Here is a 21,072-nt window from a genome sequence, read left to right as displayed (position 1 = left end):
CGGGAGGCACGATGCGTATCGGTGATGCCGCAGCGGCAGCGGGAACCACACCGCGGGCGCTTCGCTTCTACGAACAGCGAGGACTGCTGCCGCCACCGATACGCACCCGCACCGGGCAACGGACCTACAGCAATGCCGACGTGGCCCGAGTGAAGATCATCCGTGAGTTGCTGTCGCTCGGCCTGACCGTTGACGACATCGCCACGCTCAGCGCCCACCTTCATCTGCTCGACGGCGACACTCTGCCCGAACACACCGTGCCCGACCGCATCAGGCTGCCAGAGGCGAGTGAGATGTTCCGCCGCCGGTTGGAGGTCATCGATGAGCACATCACACGGCTGACCCGGCTGCGGCAACTGCTGTCCGTCTGCCACGCTCAGTTGGCCGAGAAAGCGCCGCCCGCGACGGCAGACACCCATTGACCCGCCCTCCCTGCGCTGATCTGAGCCAGCCCGCCTACCAGGGGATTCGCGGTGCCGACTGGATCAGGCTGAGCAGCCGCAGCCGCAGCCGGGTCGGGTCGGCGAACGCCTTGAGCACTCCCGCGAGCCGTTCGGCATCGACACGGTTGATCGGCTCGCCGGCGAGGGAGGACAGGATCACCGTGAGTTCATGTGGGAGTCCACCGTCTCTGCCGTATCGGCATGATGATCTGCGGATCGAGGGAGGTGCCGAGCGTGCCCGGATCGTGTGACGTGGTGGTCGTCGGGGGTGGGCAGGCGGGACTGGCGGCGGGCTACTACCTGCGCCGCACGGGTCTGGATTACGTCATCCTCGACGCCCAGTCACAGCCGGGTGGCGCGTGGCGGCACGGTTGGGAGTCGTTGCGGTTGTTCTCTCCAGCGGAGTACAGCCCGCTGCCGGGGTGGGGGATGCCGCGACAGGCCGGTGAGGAGTTCCCGACCGCCGGGCACGTCGTGGATTACCTGCGGGCCTACGAGCAGCGCTACGAGCTGCGGGTCCGTCGGCCGGTCCGGATCCGGGACGTGCGGCGAGCCGGGGAGCACCTCTTGGTGGAGACCGACGCCGGGGCATGGCTGGCCCGGTACGTCATCTCCGCCACCGGTACGTGGGAGTGCCCGTACGTGCCCGATCTCCCGGGCCGTGAAGAGTTCGCCGGCCGACAGCTGCACACGGTGCACTACACGTCGCCGGAGGAGTTCCGGGGGCAGCGGGTCGTGGTCGTCGGTGGGGGCAACTCGGCGGCGCAGATCCTGGCGGAGGTGTCCCGGGCCGCCGAGACCACCTGGGTCACGGCGCGCCCGGCGCGGTTCATGCCGGACGACGTCGATGGTCGGGTGTTGTTCGGGGTGGCGACCCGAAAGGCCGCCGGTGGTGCCGGCGGTGGTGTGAGCGACCTTGGCGACATCGTGATGGTGCCCAGCGTCCGCGACGCGCGGGATCGTGGAGTTCTGGACCGTCGTGCGATGTTCGTGCGGCTGACCGAACGCGGCGTGCGGTGGGCCGACGGCACCGAGCAGGGCTGCGACGCTGTGATCTGGTGTACGGGTTTCAGGGCCAGTCTCGCCCACCTCTCGCCTCTGCTGCCTGGCTGCTGTCAGGGGGAGGTGGCCACCGAGGGCACCCGGTCGGTCGACGAGCCTCGCCTCTACCTGCTCGGCTACGGCGATTGGACGGGGCCGGCGTCAGCCACGCTGGTGGGTGCCGGCCGGACAGCGAAAGCGACGGTCGCTGACATCGCCTCCCGGCTGGACGGGCAGCCGTAGGCCCGATACCCGGGGCGGGTTGACCCGACCGCGGACGGTGCCGGTCAGGGGAGGACGGCGAGGTACCGCTCGGCGTCGAGGGCGGCGGCGCAGCCGGTGCCGGCGGCGGTGATGGCTTGGCGGTAGGCGTGGTCGACGAGGTCGCCGGCGGCGAACACTCCGGGAAGGTTGGTGCGGGTGCCGGGGGGCCTCGACGGTGACGTAGCCGTCGTCGTCGAGGGTGACCTGGTCGCGGAACAGTTCGCTGCGCGGGTCGTGTCCGGTGGCGAGCATGACCGCCCGCGCCTGGTGAGCCTTCTCGCCGACCCAGTCGGTCTTGGTGGGGGTGGTGAGGTCGGCTCGGGTGACGTCGCCGGTGAGGAACTGGGCGCCGAAGCTGTCGGCCTGCTTGCGGAGGTTGTCCATCAGGTCGGGACCGGTGATGCCGTCGGGGAAGCCGGGGAAGCTTTCGTGGGGCGTCAGCAGCAGGTGGCCAGGTACGACTGCAGGTCCGCCAACGCGGCGAGGGCGCCGTCGCGGTCGGCCCGGTAGTACACCGTCTTGCCGTCGCGTCGCGAGGTGACCACTCCGCCACGTCGCAGCAGGGTCAACTGCTGCGACGCGGTGGCCTGGCTGATGCCGACCCGCTCGGCCACCTCGCCCACGGACATCTCGGCGCCGCGGGCGAACAGCATCATGATCCGCTGCCGGGTGGGGCTGCCGAGAGCCTTGAGAAACTCCTGCGTCTGCGGCGTAAGGCCCGGGACGGCGTCCTGCAGCCCGGTCGGCTGGTCGTCGGCGGTCTGGTTCATGGGCACACCTTCCCCCTCCAGCATCATATTGTCATTCAACGAAATGACGTTATGATCGTGACGTGACTGCTCAAGTTGATCCGGTGATCATCATCGGCGGCGGACAGGCCGGCCTCGCCGCCGCCCGTGCCACCCTCGCCGCCGGCCTGCGTCCGGTTGTCCTGCACGCGGACACCGAGCCGGTCGGTTCCTGGCCGGGCTACTACGACAGCCTGACCCTGTTCTCACCCGCCCGCTACAGCGCCCTGCCCGGACTGGCCTTCGACGGGGACCCCGACCACTACCCCCACCGCGACGAGGTCCTCGCCTACCTGCGCCGCTACGCGGCAACTCTGGACGCCGAGATCCGCACCGGCGTGCGCGTCACCGAGGTACACCCGCACGCTGGCGGCGGGTATCTCATCCGCACCGATGCTGGTGACGAGATAGCCGCAGCCGGTGTCGTCGCCGCCAGCGGGTCCTTCGGCAACCCGTACCTGCCCGACCTGCCCGGCCGCAGCGACTTCACCGGAGGCCTGCTGCATGTCGCCGACTACCGCCGGCCGGAGCCATACGAGGGCAAGCGGGTCATCGTCGTCGGGGCCGGCAACTCCGCGGTACAGGTCGCCTACGAACTCGCGGCGCACGCGCACGTCACCCTCGCCACCCGCGAACCCGTCCGGTTCCTGCCGCAGCGCATCGGCGGGCGGGACCTGCACCACTGGCTGCGCGTCACCGGCGCGGACCGCCTCCCCCGGCGAATCCTCACCCGCCTGATCCGGCACGCCGCCGTGCTCGACACCGGCGTCTACCGCAAGGCCATCACCTCCAGGCAACTCGCCCGCCGGGACATGTTCACTACCTTCACCCCCGACGGCGTCGTCTGGAGCGACGGCACGACAGATGCGGTGGACGCGGTCATCTTCGCCACCGGCTACCGCCCGGACCTGGGCTACCTGGAACCCCTCGGCACCGTCGCGCAAGGCACGCCCCGACAGGTGGGCGGACTCTCCACCACCCATCGGGGGCTGGCCTACGTGGGGCTGGAGTTCCAGCGATCCTTCGCCTCGAACACGCTGCGCGGCGTCAGCCGCGACGCCACCCACGTGATCCGTGCTCTCGCCGCGCACCTGTCCGGGCGGCGCAGGCTGCCACGCTCGGCGATGGTCCCGACGTCCGCGCGCAGTGGCACGGCTGGCGCACCACGCTGACCACTGCACGGCGCACGTGGCGCACGGCGTCGGGTGGTGTTACGACTCGGCTGGCTCGACGGTGAGCAGGGCCGCCAACTGGCGCAGGATCCCCGGACGCGCCCGGTAGTAGACCCACGTCCCCCGCCGCTCGGCGTCCACCAGACCCGCCTCGCGCAGCGTCTTCAGGTGGTGCGAGATCGTCGGCCCGGTCAGGTCGAACGCCGGCGTCAGGTCACACACGCACGCCTCCCCGCCCTCGGCGGAAGCGATCATCGACATCAGCTGCAGCCGCACCGGATCTCCGAGGGCCTTGAACGCCGGCGCGAGGACCGCGGCCGTCTCCGCCGGCACCCGGCGCTGCGCCAGCGGCGGGCAGCAGGGTGCATCGGCGTTCAGGTCGATCACGGTGAGTGGCGCGACTTGCTTCGACATGCCTCTAGGTTGACATTTATCTAATCAGCGTGCAAGTCTCTGCTTAGACGGACGTCAAGACAGGCGTCTTCGGGAAGGAGTCGCCATGTTCGGCAAGGCTCGGCGGTCATCGGCAGCCCCGGCGGGAGTTCTGTTCTGCGACTCCTGCGCCGAGGTGTCCACCGCCGCCCAGCGCGCGCAGCGCCGCTACGAACGCGCCCGCACCACCATCTACGCCCTGATCAGCCTGCGATAACCGGGAGGGACATCCCCGATGAGCGAAAACACCCAGACCACCGGCGACTCGGCCGCCGCCCTCGCGGCCACCGGATCCGGCTCCTGCTGCGCAAGCTCCACCCGAGCGGTCGAGTCGGCCCTCCCGCCCGTCGTTGAGACGGCGACCGCCGGCCCCTGCTGCGGCACGACGGAGGCCGCTCGGGCCGCCGACTCCTGCTGCGACGCAGAGGCCAAGGCCGAGGCCATCAACGCGGGACGGAAGTGCTGCCGATGACCTCTGCCATGCCGGCAGATTTGCTCGGCCAGCTCTGCCACCGACCGCCTCGCCGCGACGACATCCGCTAGACTTTCATCGCCGATCGGCGATAAACGATAGAAGGAGTGGGTGGTGGACGAACTGCTCGACCGGGCGACCGCGCAGACGTACGCCTCGTGGTTCCGGGCACTGGCCGACCCGACGCGGGTGCAGATCGTCGAGTACCTCGCCCGGCACAACCGGCCGATGAGCGTCGGCGAGATCGTCGCCGCCGTGGGGCTGGCCCAGTCCACCGTCTCCCAACACCTGAAGATCCTGGCCGAGGTGCGATTCGTGCTCGTCGAGCCGGCCGGCACTGCACGCCACTACCGCATCAACGATGCCTGCGTCGACTGCTTCCCGTCCGCCGCCGACGTGGTCATGGGCCGCCCGGCCCCGACCCCGAACGGAGCCTGCTGATGGCCGACATCACCGTTCGCCCGATGACGGTGGATGACGCCGGCCGGGTCCTGGCCATCTACCAGGCCGGTCTCGACACCGGCGACGCCAGCTTCGAGACCGTCGCCCCGCCCTGGGCGGCATTCGACGCCGGCAAGCTGGCCGACCACCGCTTCGTGGCCGTCGACGCAGACGAGGCCGTGCTTGGCTGGGTCGCCGTGTCACCGGCGTCGGCCCGCGCGGTCTACGCCGGCGTCGTCGAGCACTCCGTCTACATCGACCCCGCCGCCCAGGGGCGTGGAGCCGGCCGGCTACTCCTCGATGCGCTGATCGCGTCGACCGAGGCCGCCGGCATCTGGACCATCCAGTCCGGCGTCTTCCCCGAGAACACGGCCAGCCTCACCCTGCACCAGCACGCCGGGTTCCGGATCATCGGCACCCGCGAACGCGTCGGCCGCCACCACGACCGATGGCGGGACGTCGTCCTGCTCGAGCGTCGCAGCCCTGCCATTACCTGACCACCTGCCGCTGCCGCTGCCGCTGCCGCTGCCCGCGACCCGCTACGCCCTGCTGATTCGATGAATCTCAACGTAAGGAGTTTTTGATGAGCGCCCTGGACCAACTGCCCGTCGCTGTCATCGGCGCGGGCCCGGTCGGCCTCGCCGCCGCCGCGCACCTGCACGAGCGCGAGCTGCCATTCACCGTCCTCGAAGCCGGCGACACCGCCGGTGCCGCCGTGCGGCAGTGGGGTCACGTCCGCGTGTTCTCCCCGTGGCGGTACAACATCGACCCGGCCGCCCGCCGTCTGCTCGACGACGCCGGCTGGCTCGCCCCCGACCTCGAGGCCCTGCCCACGGGCGCGGAACTGGTCGCCGACTACCTGCAGCCCCTCGCCCAGCTGCCTCAAGTCAAGCCGCACCTGCGCTACGAGGCCCGGGTGGAGGCGATCAGCAGACTCGGGTTCGACCGGCTCCGCACCGCCAGCCGCGAGCAGGCCCCCTTCCTGGTCCGCCTCACCACCGGCGAGGAGATCCTGGCCCGTGCCGTGATCGACGCCTCCGGCACCTGGGGCACCCCCAACGTCCTCGGCGCGTCCGGCCTGCCCGCCCGCGGTGAGCGGGACGCCGCCGCGTACCTGGAGCACGCGCTGCCGGACGTGCTCGGCGCGGACCGGGACCGGTTCGCCGGCCGGCACACCCTCGTCGTCGGTGCCGGGCATTCCGCCGCCAACACCCTGCTTTCCCTGGCCGACCTCGCCGCGCAGGAACCGGGCACGGGGGTGACCTGGGCCATCCGCTCGGCCGCCCCGGCCCGCACCTACGGCGGCGGCGACGCCGACGCCCTGCCCGCCCGCGGGGCGCTCGGCTCACGCCTGCGCGAGCACGTCGACGCCGGCCGGATCCGGCTGCTCACCGGCTTCTCCGTCCACGCCCTCACGCCGACCGGCGGCCGGGTCGCTGTCGCCGTCCGCCACGCCGACGGCGGCGACGAGCAGATCGTCGTGGACCGGATCGTCGCCGCCACCGGCTTCCGTCCCGACCACTCCATCGCCGCCGAGCTGCGCCTGGACCTCGACCCGGTCATGGGCGCCACCCGCGCCCTCGCCCCGCTGATCGACCCCAACGAGCACTCCTGCGGCACCGTCCCTCCGCACGGCGTCGACGAACTCGCCCACCCGGAGACCGGCTACTACGCCGTCGGCATGAAGAGCTACGGCCGCGCCCCGACGTTCCTCATGGCCACCGGCTACGAGCAGGTCCGCTCCGTCGTCGCCGCTCTCGCCGGCGACTGGCAGGCCGCCCGCGCCGTCCAGCTCGACCTGCCCGAGACCGGCGTCTGCAACAGCAACCCCGCCGAGTCCACCGGCACCGACAGCTGCTGCGGCCCCACCCCGCAGCCGGCCGGTAAGGGGCTCGCCACCGGCATCTCCGGTGGGCTGCTCGCCGCGCCGCTCAACCCCATCAGCCTCGACACCCCGGCTAGCGGCCAGACCGGCGGCTGCTGCGCCAGCTGATGACCACCGCCACGATGGCGCCCGCCGACCTGACAGTCGGCGGGCGCCACGGGTGGCGCATCGTCGCCGCCCTCGCCATCACCTCGACCGTCGGCTACGGCACCCTCTACTACGCCTATGCCGTCCTACTCGGCCCCATGGCGACCAGCCTGGACGCCTCCACCACCGCCGTCACCGGCGCGCTCACCGCCAGCGTCCTCGCCGGCGCGCTGATGGCCATCCCCGTCGGCAGATGGCTCGACCGGCACGGCGGACGCGCCCTCATGACCGCAGGCTCCATCACCGCCACCGCCCTCCTGGTCGCCTGGTCCCAGGTCCAGACCGTCGGGCAGCTGTACGCCGTCATGATCGGCATCGGGATCACCGGCGCCATGGTCCTCTACGAACCGGCCTTCGCCGTCATCGTCACCTGGTTCACCCCCGACCGACGCCCCACCGCCCTGCTCGCGGTCACCGTCGTCGCCGGGTTCGCCAGCACCATCTTCATGCCCCTCACCGGCCTTCTGGCCGCACACCTCGGCTGGCGCGGCGCGCTTTTCACCCTCGCCGTCATCCACGGCGTCGTGACCGTGCCCCTGCACGCCCTCACCATCCGCAAACCACCGCACGTCACCGCGCCCACCCCCGCGCCACGAACGGACCACACCTCGCGACGGGCAGCCGCCCGCGCCGCGATGGGCGACCCCCGATTCTGGATCCTCGCCGCCACGCTCATCGCCCACGGCGCCGCGACCAGCACCATCGGCGTCCACCTGGTCGGCTACCTCAGCAACCGCGGCCACCCCGCCACCTTCGCCGCCACCGCCGCCGGCCTCCTCGGTGTCCTGTCCGTCACCGGACGACTCGTCCTCACCGCCGCCCGACGCCGGCTTCCGGTCACCACCATCGTCGCCGCGGTGTTCGCCATCCAGGCGGTCGCCGTCCTCGCCATGCCCCTCGCCGCCGGAACCCGCGTCGGAGCCATCGTCACCGTCACCGGATTCGGGCTCGGCTTCGGCATCGCCAGCCTCGCCACCCCAGCTCTGCTCACCGACCGCTACGGCACCGCCGCGTACGCCACCATCGCCGGACGACTCGCCGCCCCCGTCACCGTCGCCAAGGCCACCGCGCCTCTCGGTGCCGCCGCCGTTCTGCACATCGACGGCGGATACACCCTCCTGCTCGGCGCCGTGGCCACCTGCTGTGTCCTCGCCGCCACCGGCATGCTGACCCGCCCAACGTCCCCGAAGCAGTACCCCGGGAGCCGCTGACCAGCTGAACACGCGGCACCCGCACGACCTGCACGGAGCCGTAGCGGCAGCCGACGACCCCAGCGCATCCTGCCTCCACAACCGCAGGAGTGCGATCGGCATGACTACGTCAGGTGTGATCTTCAAACGGTGCGGATGCCGGGACGCCACCCGGCGGCGACTTGAGAACTCCTGCCCTAACCTTGGCGAGCGCGGGCACGGCAGCTGGCACTTCCACGCCTCTGCCACCAACCTGCTCGGCCGCCGCGACCGCGTTCGCCGCGGCGGCTACCCCTCCCGGGCCGCCGCCCGCCGGGCCCGTAACGAGTGGCTGGCCATCACCGAGGCGGACCGCACCGGCAGGGCTGGACCGTCGGAGCGGTGGCTGCGGCACGGGCTGGACAGCCGACACCACCGTCAACGGCGTTGAGCTGAGCCTCGCGATGCTCGCCATCGCCCGGCAACGCGCCGCCGACCTCGGCCGCGATGTGGACCTTCGGGAGGGCGACGCCGAGCACCTGCCCTTCCCCGACGGCTCGTTCGACACGGTGGTCTGCGCACTGTCGCTGTGCTCTATCCCCGACCCCGCCGCACCGACACAGAGCCAACTGGCGGCGCCCGCACCAACAGACACCAGCCGGACACCCATCATCCGAACAGGACAGACAGCAAGAAAGGCCCGGCTCACGTTTCCGCAAGCCAGACCCTTTATGATCTTGCGCGCCCGAAGGGACTCGAACCCCTAACCTTCTGATCCGTAGTGCAAAGCCATGGGCGCATGTCCTCTACGACCAACACTCGACCCAACTCGTACGACCGCAAGCCCGACAGTCCGCCCCGATCCGGTTGCGTTCATACAGGTCTACGCGGTGGTGACGCTGGTATTCGCGCTCTTCGATGACAAGGAGGGTGCCGCATCTCCGGTCTGGTCCGCGCGGGTAGCGGTTCGTCAGCGTCAGTCTCCCGACGCCCGAGCAGCCACCGAGCAACCACGATCGCCAGAGGTCGCGCCGCAGCGCCACCTTCCAGCAGCCGGTCGCACCGTGTTCCGTTCGAGAAGTCGGTTTCGGCTACGCGGCCTGCTCATACTCGTTGATCAACCCGTGGACGACCTTCCTGCGCTGTACTCGGAGGGCATCCAGGTGGGTCGCCGGCACTGGGACGGTGTCCCGGTCAGGTGGGCGTTGCCCGCGGCCCTGATGTGGCCGATGCCCGTTGTAGTGCGCGAGGTACTCGCCGAGCACGGCGAGCAGGTATCGGGTGTTGTAGATCAAGATCCGGTCCAGGCACTCTCGCCGTACGGTGCGTACCCAGCGTTCCGCGAACGCGTTAGCCCTGGGCGCCTGTGGTGGCGTTCGGAGCACCTCGACACCCTCGGCTTGGAACACGGTGTCGAACGCGGTGGTGTACTTGGCGTCCCGGTCCCGGATCAGGAACCGGAACTGGTTCGCGTGATCGCCCAGGTCGATCATGAGGTTGCGCATTTGCTGTGCCACCCAGTCGCCGGTCGGGTTCGTGGTGGCGCCCAGCAGGTGGACTCGCCGGGTAGCGACCTCTATCAGGAACAGGACGTAGATGCGGGTCAGTCTGATGGTGTCGACGTGCAGAAGTTGCAGCACAGGATGCCTTTGGCCTGGGTGGTGAGGAACTCGGTCCAGGCCGGTCCCGCCCGTCGTGGAGCCGGCCCGGCACCGGCCTTGGTCAGGACCGCCCAGATCGTGCTGGCGGCGAGCCGGTAGCCCAGGCCAGTTAACTCGCCCTGAATACGCCGGCATCTCCAGGTGGGGTTGTCCTGGGCCAGCCGTAGCACCATCTGGCGGACCTCGGTTGTGACCGGTGGTCGACCGCGTCGGCGTCTCGGGTAGGTCCACCGCCTTGTGATCAGATTGCGGTGCCAGCGCAACAACGTGGCCGGGGTGATGAAAAACGCCTCCTACCGGGTCCGCGGCAATAGCCTCGACAAGCTGGCGAGCACTGACCGGTCGGCCGGTTCCAGATCCAGCCGGCGCACCTGCCGACGCAGGACCGCGACCTGGTGCCGCAGCACGACCGCGTTAGTGTCACCGCCGCGGGCCAACAGGATGATCAACTGCAGTGCCTGACGAAGAATCAGGTAGCCGATCGACAGGATCATGACCGGCAGCATGACGCCACTCATCGATCCCATGGCGGACAAAGTCGCACGTCAACGCCCGTGGCCGAGTTTTCGAACGGTACAGGCTGCTCACCCCTCCTTACGTTCAGACAGAACGACCCTCAATTCCCGAGGACGCGCCCAACGTCATTTCGTTAGGACCTCTTTGGCCCGGCGCGTTATGCAAGGAGCTCACTCGACCTTTCGTGCGGCGTCACATCGTGAACATGGCCTGTCCGGGGTACTCGCCACCGACAGGTGGGATGAAGTAGTAGCCGCCGCCGTACGGCAGCAGGTACCGCTCCAGCGCCTCGCCGGCCAGCCGCTGCTGGATGGTGGCGAATCCCTTCTCCACGTCCCGCTGGTAGCAGACAAAGATCTGCCCTAGGTGTTCCCCCGCCGCGTCGTCACGGCGCCGGTACGACCAGCCACGGCGCAGGATCTGGTGCGCCAACGCGTCCGGGGTGCGCGGGTTCGCCCGGCGAATATGCGCGTTCAGTGCGATGGTGCGGCCGTCGGGGTCGGCAGCATAGTCCGGGTCGGCGGTCTCAGTGTCCTGCCCCAGCGGTGCCCCCGTGTCCTTGCGTCGACCGAAGACCTTTTCCTGCTCAGTTGTGGACTCCACGTCCCAGCTCGACATGGCCAGGCGGATCAGCCGCACCACCTTGTAAGTACCGCCGACGCACCAGGCCGGCTCACCGTCGCCCGGCTTCACCCAGACCAGGTCGTCCATCAGTTGAGCGTCTGACGCCTCCGGGTTGCCGGCCCCCTCCCGGAAGCCGAACAGGTTGCGCACCCCGGGCCCCCGGTTACGCGGGTGAAAGCCATCCAGCCGCCAGCGAGGCCGCAGGCCTGGTAGCGACCGGCGCGACGCCCGTTTGGCGATAGTCGGGTCGGTGGCGGTGATCTGCACGAGCAGGTCACCGTGGCACCAGTCGAGATCGAGCACGTCGCTGGGGAACTCCGGCATGGCCGTCAGTAGTCGTGGCGGGCTCAGCCCGAACCGGTCGTCAAAGAGTGAGCCGCCGACCGCGACGGAAACGATGGCGTCGCGCACGGGCTGGCCCAGCGCACGCAGAGCCGCTGCGAGTCCGACACGATTCGTGGCGGTCACGTCGTATGCGGTCATGGTGCAGGCGGGCAGCGGCGGTGAGACGACACCGGCCGGGTGGACGACCGGGGCGGCGCGGTCGATGGCTGGTCGTCCGGTGCCGGGCGGCGTGGCCCGGTCGGCGTTGTTCGACGAGTCAGGCCGGCGGCAGCCAGCCGCCGCGCTGGCGGCGGTGCCTGCGGCGACCAGGCCGGTTAGGACTGCCCGACGGCGCATGCCACGGTGCGGGATGTGCGGCCGGTGCGGCTCCCGACCGTCGCCGTCAGGCATCGCCGGTCCGGCCGAACAGTTCCGGTCCGACGTACAGCAGCCGGTTCGGTGAGGTGTCGGTGCTCGCCAGTCGCAGCGTGTTCACGGTCGATGCGGCAATGACTCGCTGTGCCACCTGGGTCGGGGTCAGCGTCGGCTCCTCCGCCAGCAGTAGCGCCACGGCGCCGGCGACGTGCGGCGCAGCCATTGAGGTGCCGCGCTGGGAACTGGAGGCGCTGGCGGTGGCGTGGCTGGCTGAGCGGATGTTCTCGCCGGGGGCAAACAGGTCCAGGCAGGTGCCGTGGTTGGAACCCGGGTCGGTGCCGCCCCATCCGCGCGCCCGCTCGTCGGAGGAGTTGCTGGCACCGACCGTGATTGCGGACGGCTCGGAGGCGGGGCTGTAGTTGCACGCGTTCGCGTCCTTGTTGCCGGCGGCGATGACGTACGTGACACCGCTGGCGACCGAGGCGGAGACGGCCTGGTTCTGCAGGGTGGAGAAGCCACCGCCGAGGCTCATGTTCGCCACCGCCGGGTGCTGGGCGTTGGCGGTGACCCAGTCGACGCCCGCGATGACCTGGCTTTGCGTGCCGGGTCCGGCGCAGCTCAGCACGCGAACCGACACCAGCGACACGTTGCTCGCCAGCCCGTACGTCGCACCGCCGACGGTGCCGGCCACGTGCGTGCCGTGCCCGTTCACGCTGCAGTCCTCACCGTCCCAGCCATCCTGGATGGCGTCGAAGCCCACGCTGGCGCGACCGCCGAACTCACGGTGATCGGTACGGATCCCGGTATCCAAGACGTACGCGTGCACGCCGGCACCGGCCGAGTCTGGGTAGATGTACTCGTCGTTCAGCACCGATGTGCGCTGGTCGATTCGGTCGAGGCTCCAGATCGGGTACGGCCGGGTCTCCGCCGGGTAGACCAGCGTGTCGGCCTCGACCAGCGCCACCGACGGGTCGGCGGCCAGCCGGCGCGCCCTCTCCTCGGTGGTTCTCACCACGAATCCGTCCAGCGCCGCCTCGTACGTCCGCACCACGGTGCCGCCATACCGGCGCGCCACCGCGCCGGCCAGCGAGGCGGGCGACCGGCCAGCCTCCGGTCGCAGCGCTACGATGTACTGCCCTTCGACCACCTCGGCGCCGTGCGGAACGACGATGTGGCCGTCGGGCGGTGCCGCGGCCGCGCCGGATCCACCTGCCGCCAGCGGCGCGACGACCAGCATGGCCGCCGCGACCCGCCCGCACCAGCGCCACGAAGAATCCTTTGCCATACCCATTCCTCCCCCGTGTGTGGCCGGCTCAGCCGCCGGCGATGTCGGCGTATATCGCGTCGTACCGGTCGGTGTCCATCGTCAGCAGCCCGTCGCTTCCGACGGTGAACGCGCCCTGCCGATAGCAGCGGACGAAAAAGTCCACCAGCCGTTCGGTATCGGCAAACTCAATCTCGGTCGGTTCACCAATCAGCACTCCGGCGATGCCGGGCCGCTCGTTCCCGGACCACACCGCCGCGTAGAGGTCACCACTCGGTCCGCCGAGCAGCGGCATCCACCGCGTACCAAGCACCGGATCGTCCTCATACGCTGGCCGAAGGGCAGCGGCCTCAGCCGCCGACAGCGGCCGGTAGCCGGGCACCAGGTTCACGGTGTCCTGGATCTGCCCGGGCTCGGAGCGAACTCCGTTACACCAGCCGAACCAGGTGGCCACGTCCTCGGGCACGGGCGCACCGTACGCGCGCTCCACCTCCCGGCGGGAAATACCCGGCACGAGCAACGAGGCGACTGGACGACCTAGCTCACGGACGATCGTCACCAGTTCGTCTAGACGGTCGATCAGCATGTGCGCTCCCGTTCGTCAATTGACGCGCACATAGTAACGATCACCATTGGCAACGCCGTTGTCTCGAAGGAACGGCCACAGCGAATCTCGGCCGTGCGAGGTGTTCTGTGTCCGGTCGATGAGACGCAGCTGCGCTCCGGCTCCCCCCTCGCGGGTCGACGCGAACGGGTACTCCTCCCAGGACAGGTTGCGGCCAAGCGAGTCCGGCCGCGGCTCGCCGGCCTGGGCAGCGTTGCGGTTCGCCCGGACATTCGACCGGCCGGTCTGTCGGGTGACGATCGGGCTGTGCCCGTTGCGGATAGCGTTTTCGAAGTTGTCGGCCACATCCGGGTACCGATTGCGGTTGATCTCATGCACCGGCAGGACCTCGGTGTCTCCGTTGCATCCCACCGCGAAGATGCGCGGCGCGTTGGTGTTATGGACGAGGACCGGCTCGCCACCGACCACCACGTGGTACGTGTGCAGGTCGTCGACGGTGAGGTTGTGGACCCGCTGCACGTCGGTGCGGTGCTGGATCGCGGTGATCTGGACGTGGGTGCCGGCCCCGGTTTGGAGCAGGTCGCCCGTCCGCAGGTCCTTCGCCTCACGCCACTCACCCGGTTCGGGCATCCAAAATGGGTGGCCGTCGGTCGCGGTGAGCGTGCCGTCGGCGGCGCCGTCGCCGTCGGTGTCCACGGCGATGTCCACCAGGCGCTTGACGCCGTCCCCGGTGATCACACCGGTGACCGTGCGGGCCGCCGTTTGGCCGGTCTCGGGATCGCCGGCCAACACCCTGTCACCCAACCGCACGTCGGCGATCCGCTTGCGCGAACCGTCGGCCATCTGCACCAACGTCTCCGGGGTGAAGCTGTTCGGTGTCGAACAGCTTCGCCCGCCGCCGGGACGCGCCGGCTTGGTGCCCAGTGGGTCGTTCAGCGCGGTCGGCCGGTTCAGGGCGTACGTGTACGGGTTGGACTCGCCCGATGTGATGCCGATCGGATCTTCGCTGATGAAACGCTGCAGGACCGGGCTGTAGTAGCGGGACCGGTAGTAGTAGAGCCCGGTGCCGTCGTCTTCGCGGCCGGTGTAGCGGTAGGGGTTGCCACCGTCGTCACCGGTAACACTGGTGGTGCCGAACGGGTCGTACGCGTACTGCGCCCCCGCCCCGGCGTCGTCGACCAACGCCACGGTACTACCCACGCCGTCGGTGAGGAACCGCTTGGTCGTACCGCCCGACTCGCGCAGGTGCCAGCCGTCGAACCCGGCACCGGTCATCGTCGCCGTGACCGCCCCAGCCACCTTTTCCTGCACCGGGTTGGCCCCGTCGTACAGATAGTTCGTGGTAGCTGCGCCGATGGTGCGGGCGGTGCGGCGGCCGTCAGTGGCGTATCCGAAGGTGGCGGACAACCCCGGGCGGCTCAGTGAGGATAGTTCGCCACGCGGGCTCCACGTGTACGTGGTCTCGCCATCGGAGGTGAGGTTGCCGTCGGCGTCGTAGGTGACATCGACGTCGTCCAAGGTGTCGATCCGGTTGGCCGCGTCATAGGTCGCGGGCCCGAACGGCGCGGGTAGGACTGGACGAGAGTAGCTACCGGAGGTCCGGATCGGCAGGCCGGCAGCGTCGTAGTCGTACACCAGCTCGCCCAGCACGGTCGTTCCGGCCTGGTAGGTAATCGACTTCACTTGGCCCGCGTGGTTGTAGTTGTAGACCTGGTGCACGCCCTCGCCGGGCGCCCCTACCCGCTCCGGCCGGCCCACGGCGTCCCGGGTGATGGCGGTGACCTGCGTACCGTTGCGATGGATCTCGCTGAGGGCGCCGTTGGCGTCGTAAACATGCCGGGTGGCGCCGTCTGGCAGCGTCATGGTGCGGTCTCGCACGGTCGTGCCGTAGCTGTAGTTGACGGTGCCTTGCGGCGTTATCTCGCTGCGTACCCGGTCGAAGTCGTCGTACTCGAGCGTGGTCGTGCCGGCCTGTGAGTCGGTGGTGCCGCGTAGCCGGTCGGCCAGGTCGAAGGTGTAGTCGACCGTGGTCCCGCCGACGCGAGTCTGCCCGGGGCGGTTCAGCTCGTCATAGTCGTGCTCGGTGACGATTTGCCGCCGGCTGGTGTGCCGGGTCAGGTTGCCGTTCCGGTCGTACCCAAAGGTCTCGGCCCTGCCGAGTGGGTCGGTGATCTTCTCGAGCAGATCCATCTCGTTGTAGTCGTAGACCGTCTCGCCGCCCCGCGGGTCGGTCACGATGTGGAGCATGCCGTTCGCGTTGTATTCGAAAACAGTCGTGTGTCCGAGCGGGTCGGTGACCGAACGCGCCTTGCCGTGGTGCGCCCAGGCGGTTTCGGTGGCGGCACCGCGGCCGTCGACCTCGTACACCGGTCGGCCAATCGCGTCGAAGCCGGCCCGCAGGCTCCGCCCATCTGGATCGGTGATGGTCACCGGGTCCGCGTCGGCGTACACGTACGTCGTCTCGCGCTGCCCCGGATCGATTTCCTTGGTGATCAGTCCGGCTGCGTTGACCTCGTACGTGGTACGGCGGTTGGTCGCGTCGGTGACGCTCCTGGTGGCGCCGCGCCCGTCCAGGTCCACGCTCGTGCTGTTGCCGAACGTGTCAGTAAAGTTGGTCAGCTCACCGTGCGGGCCGTTTCGTTCAAACACCTCGGAGCGGGCCTGCGGCGTGCCGGCGAGATACGTGATCTCCTGGACCTGACCCGCATCGTCGTAGTCGTAGGTGGTTCGGCGGTCGAGGGCGTCCACCGTGGCTACGGGACGCACGCCACTGTCGTCGTACTCGGTCCGGACAGTTTGCGCCCTGCCGGTGCCGAAGGCGCGGGTGTCCGTGAGGACCGCACCGTGGGCGTTGAACGTGAACCGACGCACGTGGCCGCGGGGGTCGGTCATCCGCGTTTCGGTGATGGCGCCGCCAGCGGTGGTGTACTCGAACTCGGTCAGTCCGCCATCTGCGGCCCGCTGCGACTCGACCCGGCCCTGGTCGTCGTACTCGTTGACCATGAACTCGGTGCCGCGTGGGTCGCGGGCGGTCTTCATTCGGCCGGCCGTATCCCAGGAGTACTCGGTGACCCCGCCGTCTGGATTCGTCACCGTCTTCAGGTGGCCGGTTCCGTGGTACGTGTAACTGACCCGGCGCCCGATGTTGTCCTCGATGGCGCTGATGCGCGGCGGGTTGGCAGAGTCGTAGCTGAACCGCACCCAGCGGCCGCTCGGGGAGGTGATTTGGGTGATGGCGCCGTTCTGCCGGACTTTGCCGTCGGTACCCGGACCGGCCGTGGCCCGGGTGATGGTGGTGGTGTTGCCATACTTGTCGCGGATCGCCTGGACGGGTGCCTCGTCGCCGAGGACGATCACGGTGCCGTCCCGGAGCGTGACGTCCCAGCCGTCGCCGTTCCACGCCACGGTAGACCCGTCGTACTTTGTGGGAGTCGGTGCGGCCCGGAAGACAGCACCGGCGTAGTCGGTGCCCGGCGTTGTCCTCGTGTAGTGAATCTTCGAGCCGTCCGGCTGGATCAGGTCGAACGTCTGAAAGTCGAAGTTGCCGATGCTACCGGGTGACCACGGGAAGATGCCGTAGTTGAAGTTCATTCCCGTGCCGAAGACTCGGGCGTCCTGGTCGCCCTGCTGGTACGTCCGTTTAATCTCGATTGGCAGGATGTCGTCGATGACCAGGTCGACGCTTTCGTCGACGAGCAGGCCTGTGGCCGGGTCCACCGGATCCGCGACCCGCACGCCGTTGGCCACCGGGGCGCGCGGCGGGGGATTCATCCCCGGCACAGCAGTCATCGCACCGGTCAGACGGTAGAACCTGACGTCCTTGTCGGGCACAATCCGCTTGCCGTCCCGGGAGACCGTGCCGTGTCCATAGATGTGCCAGCCGCGGCCGTCCGGGTCGTAGTTCCAGAACTGGGTCCGGGTGCCCGGAGCTTCCTTGGTGTAGTTCGGGTAGACGATCGTGGCACCCTCGGGGAACAGCACCCCGCCGCCGGGTTGGACGCTGAAGTAGACCGGCACCTTCGTCGGCGGAAGCGGGAATGGTGGCCGGTCGATGGGCACGGGGGTGAGACTCAGTTCCCGGACAACGTTGCCGTCCGCGTCGCGGATCACCGTGCCGGCCGGGATGCGTACCTCCAAGCCGGGGATCGCCTTGGTGGTGAGCACGACCTCCGTCGTGGTTGGGCTGGGCACCTGGACCGTGTCGGCAGGGTCGATCTCCGGCAGGTAGATCGTGTGCGGCAGGACGAGCACCTGGCCGCGCTCGACCTCAACACCGATGTCGAACACGCCGTACTCGCCCTCCGCGGTGCGGCCGTCCACGCGCACCGACAGATGGCCTCCGGGCACGTCGGCCAGGGCGAAGCGTCCCTTAGCGTCGGTGACGGCGCGCTTGCCGGCCGCGCTGACGGTGACCTTTGCCAGCGGCTGGCCCCGGGTGTCGAGCACCTTGCCGACCACGCCGGTCATCCCGACCGGGAACTGCAATGCGCGATCACGGTGCGGCGGAGTCCACTCCCCGGTGACCCAATCGCCGCCGTCGAGGTGTCGGGCGTCCGGCTTCCAGCCGGTGGCGACCTGACAGGCGCTGGCCGCAGGCTTTGGCTTCGGCGCCGCGTCCGCCTGCCCGGGCGCTGGCGCCGACGGAACGAGTGCGGTCTCCGGCTCCGTGTCGCATACCGGGGTGACCGGTCGCGGCTCGGTGAGCGCCTTCCTGTCAGCAGTCCTGGGCATCAACGGCGTCGTGCGGTTCTTCAGACCCAGCTCGATAGTGCCGGTGGCGCCCGTGCCCGGGTCGAGGATCAGCGTGTGCACGCCCGTGGCGGTCAGCGTGGGCAACTGTTCCCGGAACCGGACCGGCCACCAGTGGTTGGCCAGCACCCGCCCGTCCGGGCCGACGAGAGTGTAGTAAAAGGCGCCGCCGCCCTCGAGTCCGAGCGCGACGATGTTCATGTCGATTCGGTCACCGGCGTTGGCGGTGAACGTCAGCCGTGCATTCTGCGCCGGCCGCGCGATGGTGATCGTCTTGTTCGCGCCGTCCACGGTGAAGTCGCCCGCGTCGGCTTCGGTCGACAGAAAGAGCGTGAGATCACCGGTCTCCCGGTTGAACGTGGTGATCTCGATTCGGTGCTCACCGGAAACCGTCAGCGCCGGCAAGTCCAGACCGAACCGGGTGTCGATGTTGGCGCTGGTGAGCAGCGAGTTGTCCGGCCGGTACACCCGAACCGTGAGGTTCGCCATGGGGGTTCGGGTTCCGAGGCTCAGCCGCTGACCAACCTGCCCGGCAAACCGGCCCACCACCCTCTGCCCGGGCAGCTCCACCGGAGCCGGGATCGCCGTGTCCAGCGCCATCTCGCCGACGTCGATCGCCTCGGCCGCGTACACGTTGACCCGCCCGGTGCCTGGTGACTCCGGATCCACTTGGAGCCGGTACCGGCCCGTGTCCGGCAACGCGGCGATGTCGAAGCTGCGCCCACTGCCCAGGCTGACCTGGCTGCCGTTGGGCCGGAACAGCCGTAGCGTCACCTCGCCCGGTATCGCGTTGTTGATCGTGCCCATAGAGATCGGCCGACCAGCGGTACCGTCAAAGAAGAACTCGGCATCCCGGCCCGGTCGGTCGATCGTCACGGACGAGCGGGTGTTAGAAGCCAGCGTGCCGCCGTCGATCGACGTCGACAGCCACGCCTTGACCGTGCCCACCGCCTGCCACCCGGTGATGAGCAGGTGGTGCGTGCCCGTCTTGCGCAGGGTCGGTAGGGAACGTGCCTCGGGCCATCCCCGTGGCAGTTCGCGCTGCACCTCGTCCGGCTCGATCAGCAACGCGCCCGGATAGTACGGGCGGTCATTTTGCTGGAGCAGGTTCTCCGAAAACCCGAGCTGGAGATCCTGCCCGGCGATGCCCTCGAACGGCAGCCGCACCGACTGGCCCGGCCGCTCGATACGCAGGCTGGCCTCGGCACCGTTGACGCCGAGCGTCGACCCGTTGATCACCGAGGACAGCCAGATCTTACCGAAGCCCAACTCGTTCGGCCCGAACGTGACCGCCAGCCGGTACGTTCCGGCGCCCCGGGTCCGGTAGACCATCGTCGGGATGTAGTCGGCTAGGGCGTAGTTCCAGGTGTTCGCCGTGCCATCGGGCGCGGTGATGGTGACAACGAAGCGGTTGGACGGCTCACTCAGCTCGGTCAGGCCGAGACTGATCCACTCGTTAGCCGCCGCCGTGAACGGAAACTCGGTCGCCTGCTGCGGCACGGTGATCTGGAACGGCACGCCCGCGCCATTCTTCGTCAGGTTCGTACCGGCGAGCGTCGTGGACGCCGCGATCGCGACCTGCCCCGCCGCGCCGTCGTTCGGCTTGATCACCATCGCGTACGTGCCGGTGGTAGGCATGGCCGGCAGGTCCTGGCTCAGCGGCGCACCGGCCCAGATGTCGAGCGGGTCGCCCAGCGCTCCGCGGGCGAAGTTGCCGCCGTACGGGGTGAACATCCATAGCGCCGAACGAACAGGAATGGTGTTGTTCGAGGTCTGTAGGTTGAGTCGCTCGCCGGCGGTCCCGTCGATCAGCAGGAGTGCCGCCTTGCCGGCCGGGATGGTGGCGGCGATCGCCGGACCGTCCTTGGCCAGCCGGCCCGCGTAAACCAGGTCACGCATGACGAACCCGCGCGGTGAGACGAGGAAATCTTCCGAACTGACCGCCACGCCACCGGGGGTACGCACGCTGATTCGTCCCGCGGACGCCGCGTCGGGCACCCGTATCCGCAGGCTCGTCGCACTCGCCTGCTCCACCCGCGCGACCGTCCGGTGGAACTGGACAACGTTGCGGCTCGCCACCGGGTCAAAGCCGGTTCCGGTGATGGTGACAATCTCGTTGCGGTTGCCGTGGTCCGTGGACACCTCGGTGATCTGCGGCTTGGTCACCCCACGCGCCAGCGTGAACGGCGTCGGGCTCGTCGCCGCCTCGCCGCCGGTCGCCACCCGCACCACACCGTCGGTGACGCCGGCAGGGATCTCAATGGTCAGCCGGTTGGCGTTGGCCGTGGTAACCGTCGCGGGAATGCCATCGACGGTGACGTCGTTGTCGGCCGCCGCCGGAGCGAATCCCGTGCCCTGAATCTCCACCCTCGTGCCGACTGGGCCACGCGCCGGCACCAGTGCGAAGATCGTGACACGAGACGCCGGTACCCGATCGGTGCGCAACAGGTTGCCGGCTTCGTCATACCGGTTGACGGCCGCATCGGTACCGTCGCTAGTCGCAACGAGTTGGCCTGCGGCATCGTAAAAGTGCTCTAGTGGCCCGGCCTGCCCGGCTGCAAGCCGGGCACCCGGCTCCGGGACGGCAGCCAACGCAGGCGTCGGGGCCTGCGCGAAGCCAAGGCCGAGCGTGACGACGACCAGCGCCGACAGACGGATACGCAGACGGAAGCCACGCGTAGCGCTCATTGATCCCCCGTTAGATCAATTGTCAACGGCGACGTCGACGCTCATTGCGATG

Annotated in this window: 20 protein-coding genes and 2 pseudogenes; 11 read left to right on the top strand and 11 right to left on the bottom strand. The window is 69.4% G+C overall.

The window, feature by feature from the left end:
• Positions 1-11 precede the first annotated feature (11 nt).
• Positions 12-422, top strand: a complete 411-nt coding sequence (locus tag AB0I71_RS29525; protein WP_357590160.1) for a MerR family transcriptional regulator — start codon at positions 12-14, stop codon at positions 420-422.
• A gap of 49 nt (positions 423-471) precedes the next feature.
• Here AB0I71_RS29525 and AB0I71_RS29520 read toward each other — a convergent pair.
• Positions 472-603 (bottom strand): annotated as a pseudogene (locus AB0I71_RS29520) (transcriptional regulator); the annotation flags it as partial.
• Positions 604-677: 74 nt separating this feature from the next.
• Here AB0I71_RS29520 and AB0I71_RS29515 point away from each other — a divergent pair.
• Positions 678-1,727 (top strand): ArsO family NAD(P)H-dependent flavin-containing monooxygenase, encoded by a 1,050-nt coding sequence (locus tag AB0I71_RS29515; protein WP_357590158.1) that lies wholly within the window; start codon positions 678-680, stop codon positions 1,725-1,727.
• 44 nt (positions 1,728-1,771) lie between these two features.
• Here AB0I71_RS29515 and AB0I71_RS29510 read toward each other — a convergent pair.
• A pseudogene (locus AB0I71_RS29510) lies at positions 1,772-2,177 on the bottom strand (FAD-dependent oxidoreductase); the annotation flags it as partial.
• Between the two features lie 8 nt (positions 2,178-2,185).
• Complete coding sequence (locus AB0I71_RS29505) at positions 2,186-2,518, bottom strand: metalloregulator ArsR/SmtB family transcription factor (protein WP_357590156.1); 333 nt, start codon at positions 2,516-2,518, stop codon at positions 2,186-2,188.
• 62 nt (positions 2,519-2,580) lie between these two features.
• Here AB0I71_RS29505 and AB0I71_RS29500 point away from each other — a divergent pair, with 62 nt between their 5' ends.
• The gene (locus AB0I71_RS29500) at positions 2,581-3,708 is read left to right on the top strand and encodes an NAD(P)/FAD-dependent oxidoreductase (RefSeq protein ID WP_357590154.1); all 1,128 of its coding nucleotides are present in this window, start codon (positions 2,581-2,583) and stop codon (positions 3,706-3,708) included.
• Positions 3,709-3,747: 39 nt separating this feature from the next.
• Here the strand turns inward: AB0I71_RS29500 and AB0I71_RS29495 are convergent, their stop codons facing one another.
• Complete coding sequence (locus AB0I71_RS29495) at positions 3,748-4,122, bottom strand: metalloregulator ArsR/SmtB family transcription factor (protein WP_357590152.1); 375 nt, start codon at positions 4,120-4,122, stop codon at positions 3,748-3,750.
• Between the two features lie 85 nt (positions 4,123-4,207).
• Between AB0I71_RS29495 and AB0I71_RS29490 the strand changes: the two genes are divergently transcribed.
• The 8 genes from AB0I71_RS29490 to AB0I71_RS29455 all read left to right on the top strand — a co-directional run bounded on the left by AB0I71_RS29490 (position 4,208) and on the right by AB0I71_RS29455 (position 9,021).
• Complete coding sequence (locus AB0I71_RS29490; RefSeq protein WP_158240288.1) at positions 4,208-4,357, top strand: hypothetical protein; 150 nt, start codon at positions 4,208-4,210, stop codon at positions 4,355-4,357.
• An 18-nt stretch (positions 4,358-4,375) separates the two neighbouring features.
• Complete coding sequence (locus AB0I71_RS29485; protein WP_357590149.1) at positions 4,376-4,612, top strand: hypothetical protein; 237 nt, start codon at positions 4,376-4,378, stop codon at positions 4,610-4,612.
• Between the two features lie 114 nt (positions 4,613-4,726).
• A complete protein-coding gene (locus tag AB0I71_RS29480) occupies positions 4,727-5,053 on the top strand; it encodes a metalloregulator ArsR/SmtB family transcription factor (RefSeq protein WP_357590147.1) in 327 nt (108 codons plus the stop codon).
• Positions 5,053-5,550 carry an N-acetyltransferase family protein gene (locus AB0I71_RS29475; RefSeq protein WP_357590145.1) on the top strand — a complete coding sequence of 166 codons (498 nt, stop codon included), beginning with the start codon at positions 5,053-5,055 and terminating at the stop codon, positions 5,548-5,550. Before AB0I71_RS29480 ends, AB0I71_RS29475 begins: the two co-directional genes overlap by 1 nt.
• A gap of 86 nt (positions 5,551-5,636) precedes the next feature.
• Positions 5,637-7,046: an FAD-dependent oxidoreductase gene (locus AB0I71_RS29470; protein WP_357590143.1), complete on the top strand. Its 1,410-nt coding sequence runs from the start codon at positions 5,637-5,639 to the stop codon at positions 7,044-7,046.
• Positions 7,046-8,296 carry an MFS transporter gene (locus tag AB0I71_RS29465; RefSeq protein ID WP_357590141.1) on the top strand — a complete coding sequence of 417 codons (1,251 nt, stop codon included), beginning with the start codon at positions 7,046-7,048 and terminating at the stop codon, positions 8,294-8,296. Before AB0I71_RS29470 ends, AB0I71_RS29465 begins: the two co-directional genes overlap by 1 nt.
• A 100-nt stretch (positions 8,297-8,396) precedes the next feature.
• Positions 8,397-8,705: a hypothetical protein gene (locus AB0I71_RS29460; RefSeq protein ID WP_357590139.1), complete on the top strand. Its 309-nt coding sequence runs from the start codon at positions 8,397-8,399 to the stop codon at positions 8,703-8,705.
• Positions 8,706-8,718: 13 nt separating this feature from the next.
• Positions 8,719-9,021: a class I SAM-dependent methyltransferase gene (locus tag AB0I71_RS29455; RefSeq protein WP_357590137.1), complete on the top strand. Its 303-nt coding sequence runs from the start codon at positions 8,719-8,721 to the stop codon at positions 9,019-9,021.
• A 324-nt stretch (positions 9,022-9,345) separates the two neighbouring features.
• Here the strand turns inward: AB0I71_RS29455 and AB0I71_RS29450 are convergent, their stop codons facing one another.
• The 7 genes from AB0I71_RS29450 to AB0I71_RS29420 all read right to left on the bottom strand — a co-directional run bounded on the left by AB0I71_RS29450 (position 9,346) and on the right by AB0I71_RS29420 (position 21,020).
• Complete coding sequence (locus tag AB0I71_RS29450; protein ID WP_357590135.1) at positions 9,346-9,894, bottom strand: integrase core domain-containing protein; 549 nt, start codon at positions 9,892-9,894, stop codon at positions 9,346-9,348.
• Positions 9,858-10,088, bottom strand: a complete 231-nt coding sequence (locus AB0I71_RS29445) for a hypothetical protein (protein WP_357590133.1) — start codon at positions 10,086-10,088, stop codon at positions 9,858-9,860. Before AB0I71_RS29445 ends, AB0I71_RS29450 begins: the two co-directional genes overlap by 37 nt.
• Before the next feature lie 120 nt (positions 10,089-10,208).
• Positions 10,209-10,409: a hypothetical protein gene (locus tag AB0I71_RS29440; RefSeq protein ID WP_357590131.1), complete on the bottom strand. Its 201-nt coding sequence runs from the start codon at positions 10,407-10,409 to the stop codon at positions 10,209-10,211.
• A 214-nt stretch (positions 10,410-10,623) separates the two neighbouring features.
• Positions 10,624-11,790 (bottom strand): Dyp-type peroxidase, encoded by a 1,167-nt coding sequence (locus tag AB0I71_RS29435; protein WP_357590129.1) that lies wholly within the window; start codon positions 11,788-11,790, stop codon positions 10,624-10,626.
• Positions 11,783-13,039 carry a S8 family peptidase gene (locus AB0I71_RS29430; RefSeq protein ID WP_204008996.1) on the bottom strand — a complete coding sequence of 419 codons (1,257 nt, stop codon included), beginning with the start codon at positions 13,037-13,039 and terminating at the stop codon, positions 11,783-11,785. Before AB0I71_RS29430 ends, AB0I71_RS29435 begins: the two co-directional genes overlap by 8 nt.
• A gap of 28 nt (positions 13,040-13,067) precedes the next feature.
• Positions 13,068-13,604, bottom strand: coding sequence for a hypothetical protein (locus AB0I71_RS29425; RefSeq protein WP_204008999.1), 537 nt, complete (start codon positions 13,602-13,604; stop codon positions 13,068-13,070).
• A gap of 15 nt (positions 13,605-13,619) precedes the next feature.
• Positions 13,620-21,020: an RHS repeat-associated core domain-containing protein gene (locus AB0I71_RS29420; protein ID WP_357590126.1), complete on the bottom strand. Its 7,401-nt coding sequence runs from the start codon at positions 21,018-21,020 to the stop codon at positions 13,620-13,622.
• Positions 21,021-21,072: the final 52 nt, after the last annotated feature.

The organism is Micromonospora sp. NPDC049891 (assembly GCF_040660295.1).
Classification (GTDB): domain Bacteria; phylum Actinomycetota; class Actinomycetes; order Mycobacteriales; family Micromonosporaceae; genus Micromonospora.
This window is presented reverse-complemented; position numbering and strand designations above follow the sequence as displayed.

Excerpts from the sequence above, each read along its gene's own strand:
- AB0I71_RS29525 (WP_357590160.1), top strand. The coding sequence starts at position 12 with ATGCGTATCGGTGATGCCGCAGCGGCAGCGGGAACCACACCGCGGGCG.
- AB0I71_RS29505 (WP_357590156.1), bottom strand. The coding sequence starts at position 2,518 with ATGAACCAGACCGCCGACGACCAGCCGACCGGGCTGCAGGACGCCGTC.
- AB0I71_RS29495 (WP_357590152.1), bottom strand. The coding sequence starts at position 4,122 with ATGTCGAAGCAAGTCGCGCCACTCACCGTGATCGACCTGAACGCCGAT.
- AB0I71_RS29490 (WP_158240288.1), top strand. The coding sequence starts at position 4,208 with ATGTTCGGCAAGGCTCGGCGGTCATCGGCAGCCCCGGCGGGAGTTCTG.
- AB0I71_RS29485 (WP_357590149.1), top strand. The coding sequence starts at position 4,376 with ATGAGCGAAAACACCCAGACCACCGGCGACTCGGCCGCCGCCCTCGCG.
- AB0I71_RS29475 (WP_357590145.1), top strand. The coding sequence starts at position 5,053 with ATGGCCGACATCACCGTTCGCCCGATGACGGTGGATGACGCCGGCCGG.
- AB0I71_RS29470 (WP_357590143.1), top strand. The coding sequence starts at position 5,637 with ATGAGCGCCCTGGACCAACTGCCCGTCGCTGTCATCGGCGCGGGCCCG.
- AB0I71_RS29465 (WP_357590141.1), top strand. The coding sequence starts at position 7,046 with ATGACCACCGCCACGATGGCGCCCGCCGACCTGACAGTCGGCGGGCGC.
- AB0I71_RS29460 (WP_357590139.1), top strand. The coding sequence starts at position 8,397 with ATGACTACGTCAGGTGTGATCTTCAAACGGTGCGGATGCCGGGACGCC.
- AB0I71_RS29455 (WP_357590137.1), top strand. The coding sequence starts at position 8,719 with ATGCTCGCCATCGCCCGGCAACGCGCCGCCGACCTCGGCCGCGATGTG.
- AB0I71_RS29445 (WP_357590133.1), bottom strand. The coding sequence starts at position 10,088 with ATGGTGCTACGGCTGGCCCAGGACAACCCCACCTGGAGATGCCGGCGT.
- AB0I71_RS29440 (WP_357590131.1), bottom strand. The coding sequence starts at position 10,409 with ATGATCCTGTCGATCGGCTACCTGATTCTTCGTCAGGCACTGCAGTTG.
- AB0I71_RS29435 (WP_357590129.1), bottom strand. The coding sequence starts at position 11,790 with ATGCCTGACGGCGACGGTCGGGAGCCGCACCGGCCGCACATCCCGCAC.
- AB0I71_RS29430 (WP_204008996.1), bottom strand. The coding sequence starts at position 13,039 with ATGGCAAAGGATTCTTCGTGGCGCTGGTGCGGGCGGGTCGCGGCGGCC.
- AB0I71_RS29425 (WP_204008999.1), bottom strand. The coding sequence starts at position 13,604 with ATGCTGATCGACCGTCTAGACGAACTGGTGACGATCGTCCGTGAGCTA.
- AB0I71_RS29420 (WP_357590126.1), bottom strand. The coding sequence starts at position 21,020 with ATGAGCGCTACGCGTGGCTTCCGTCTGCGTATCCGTCTGTCGGCGCTG.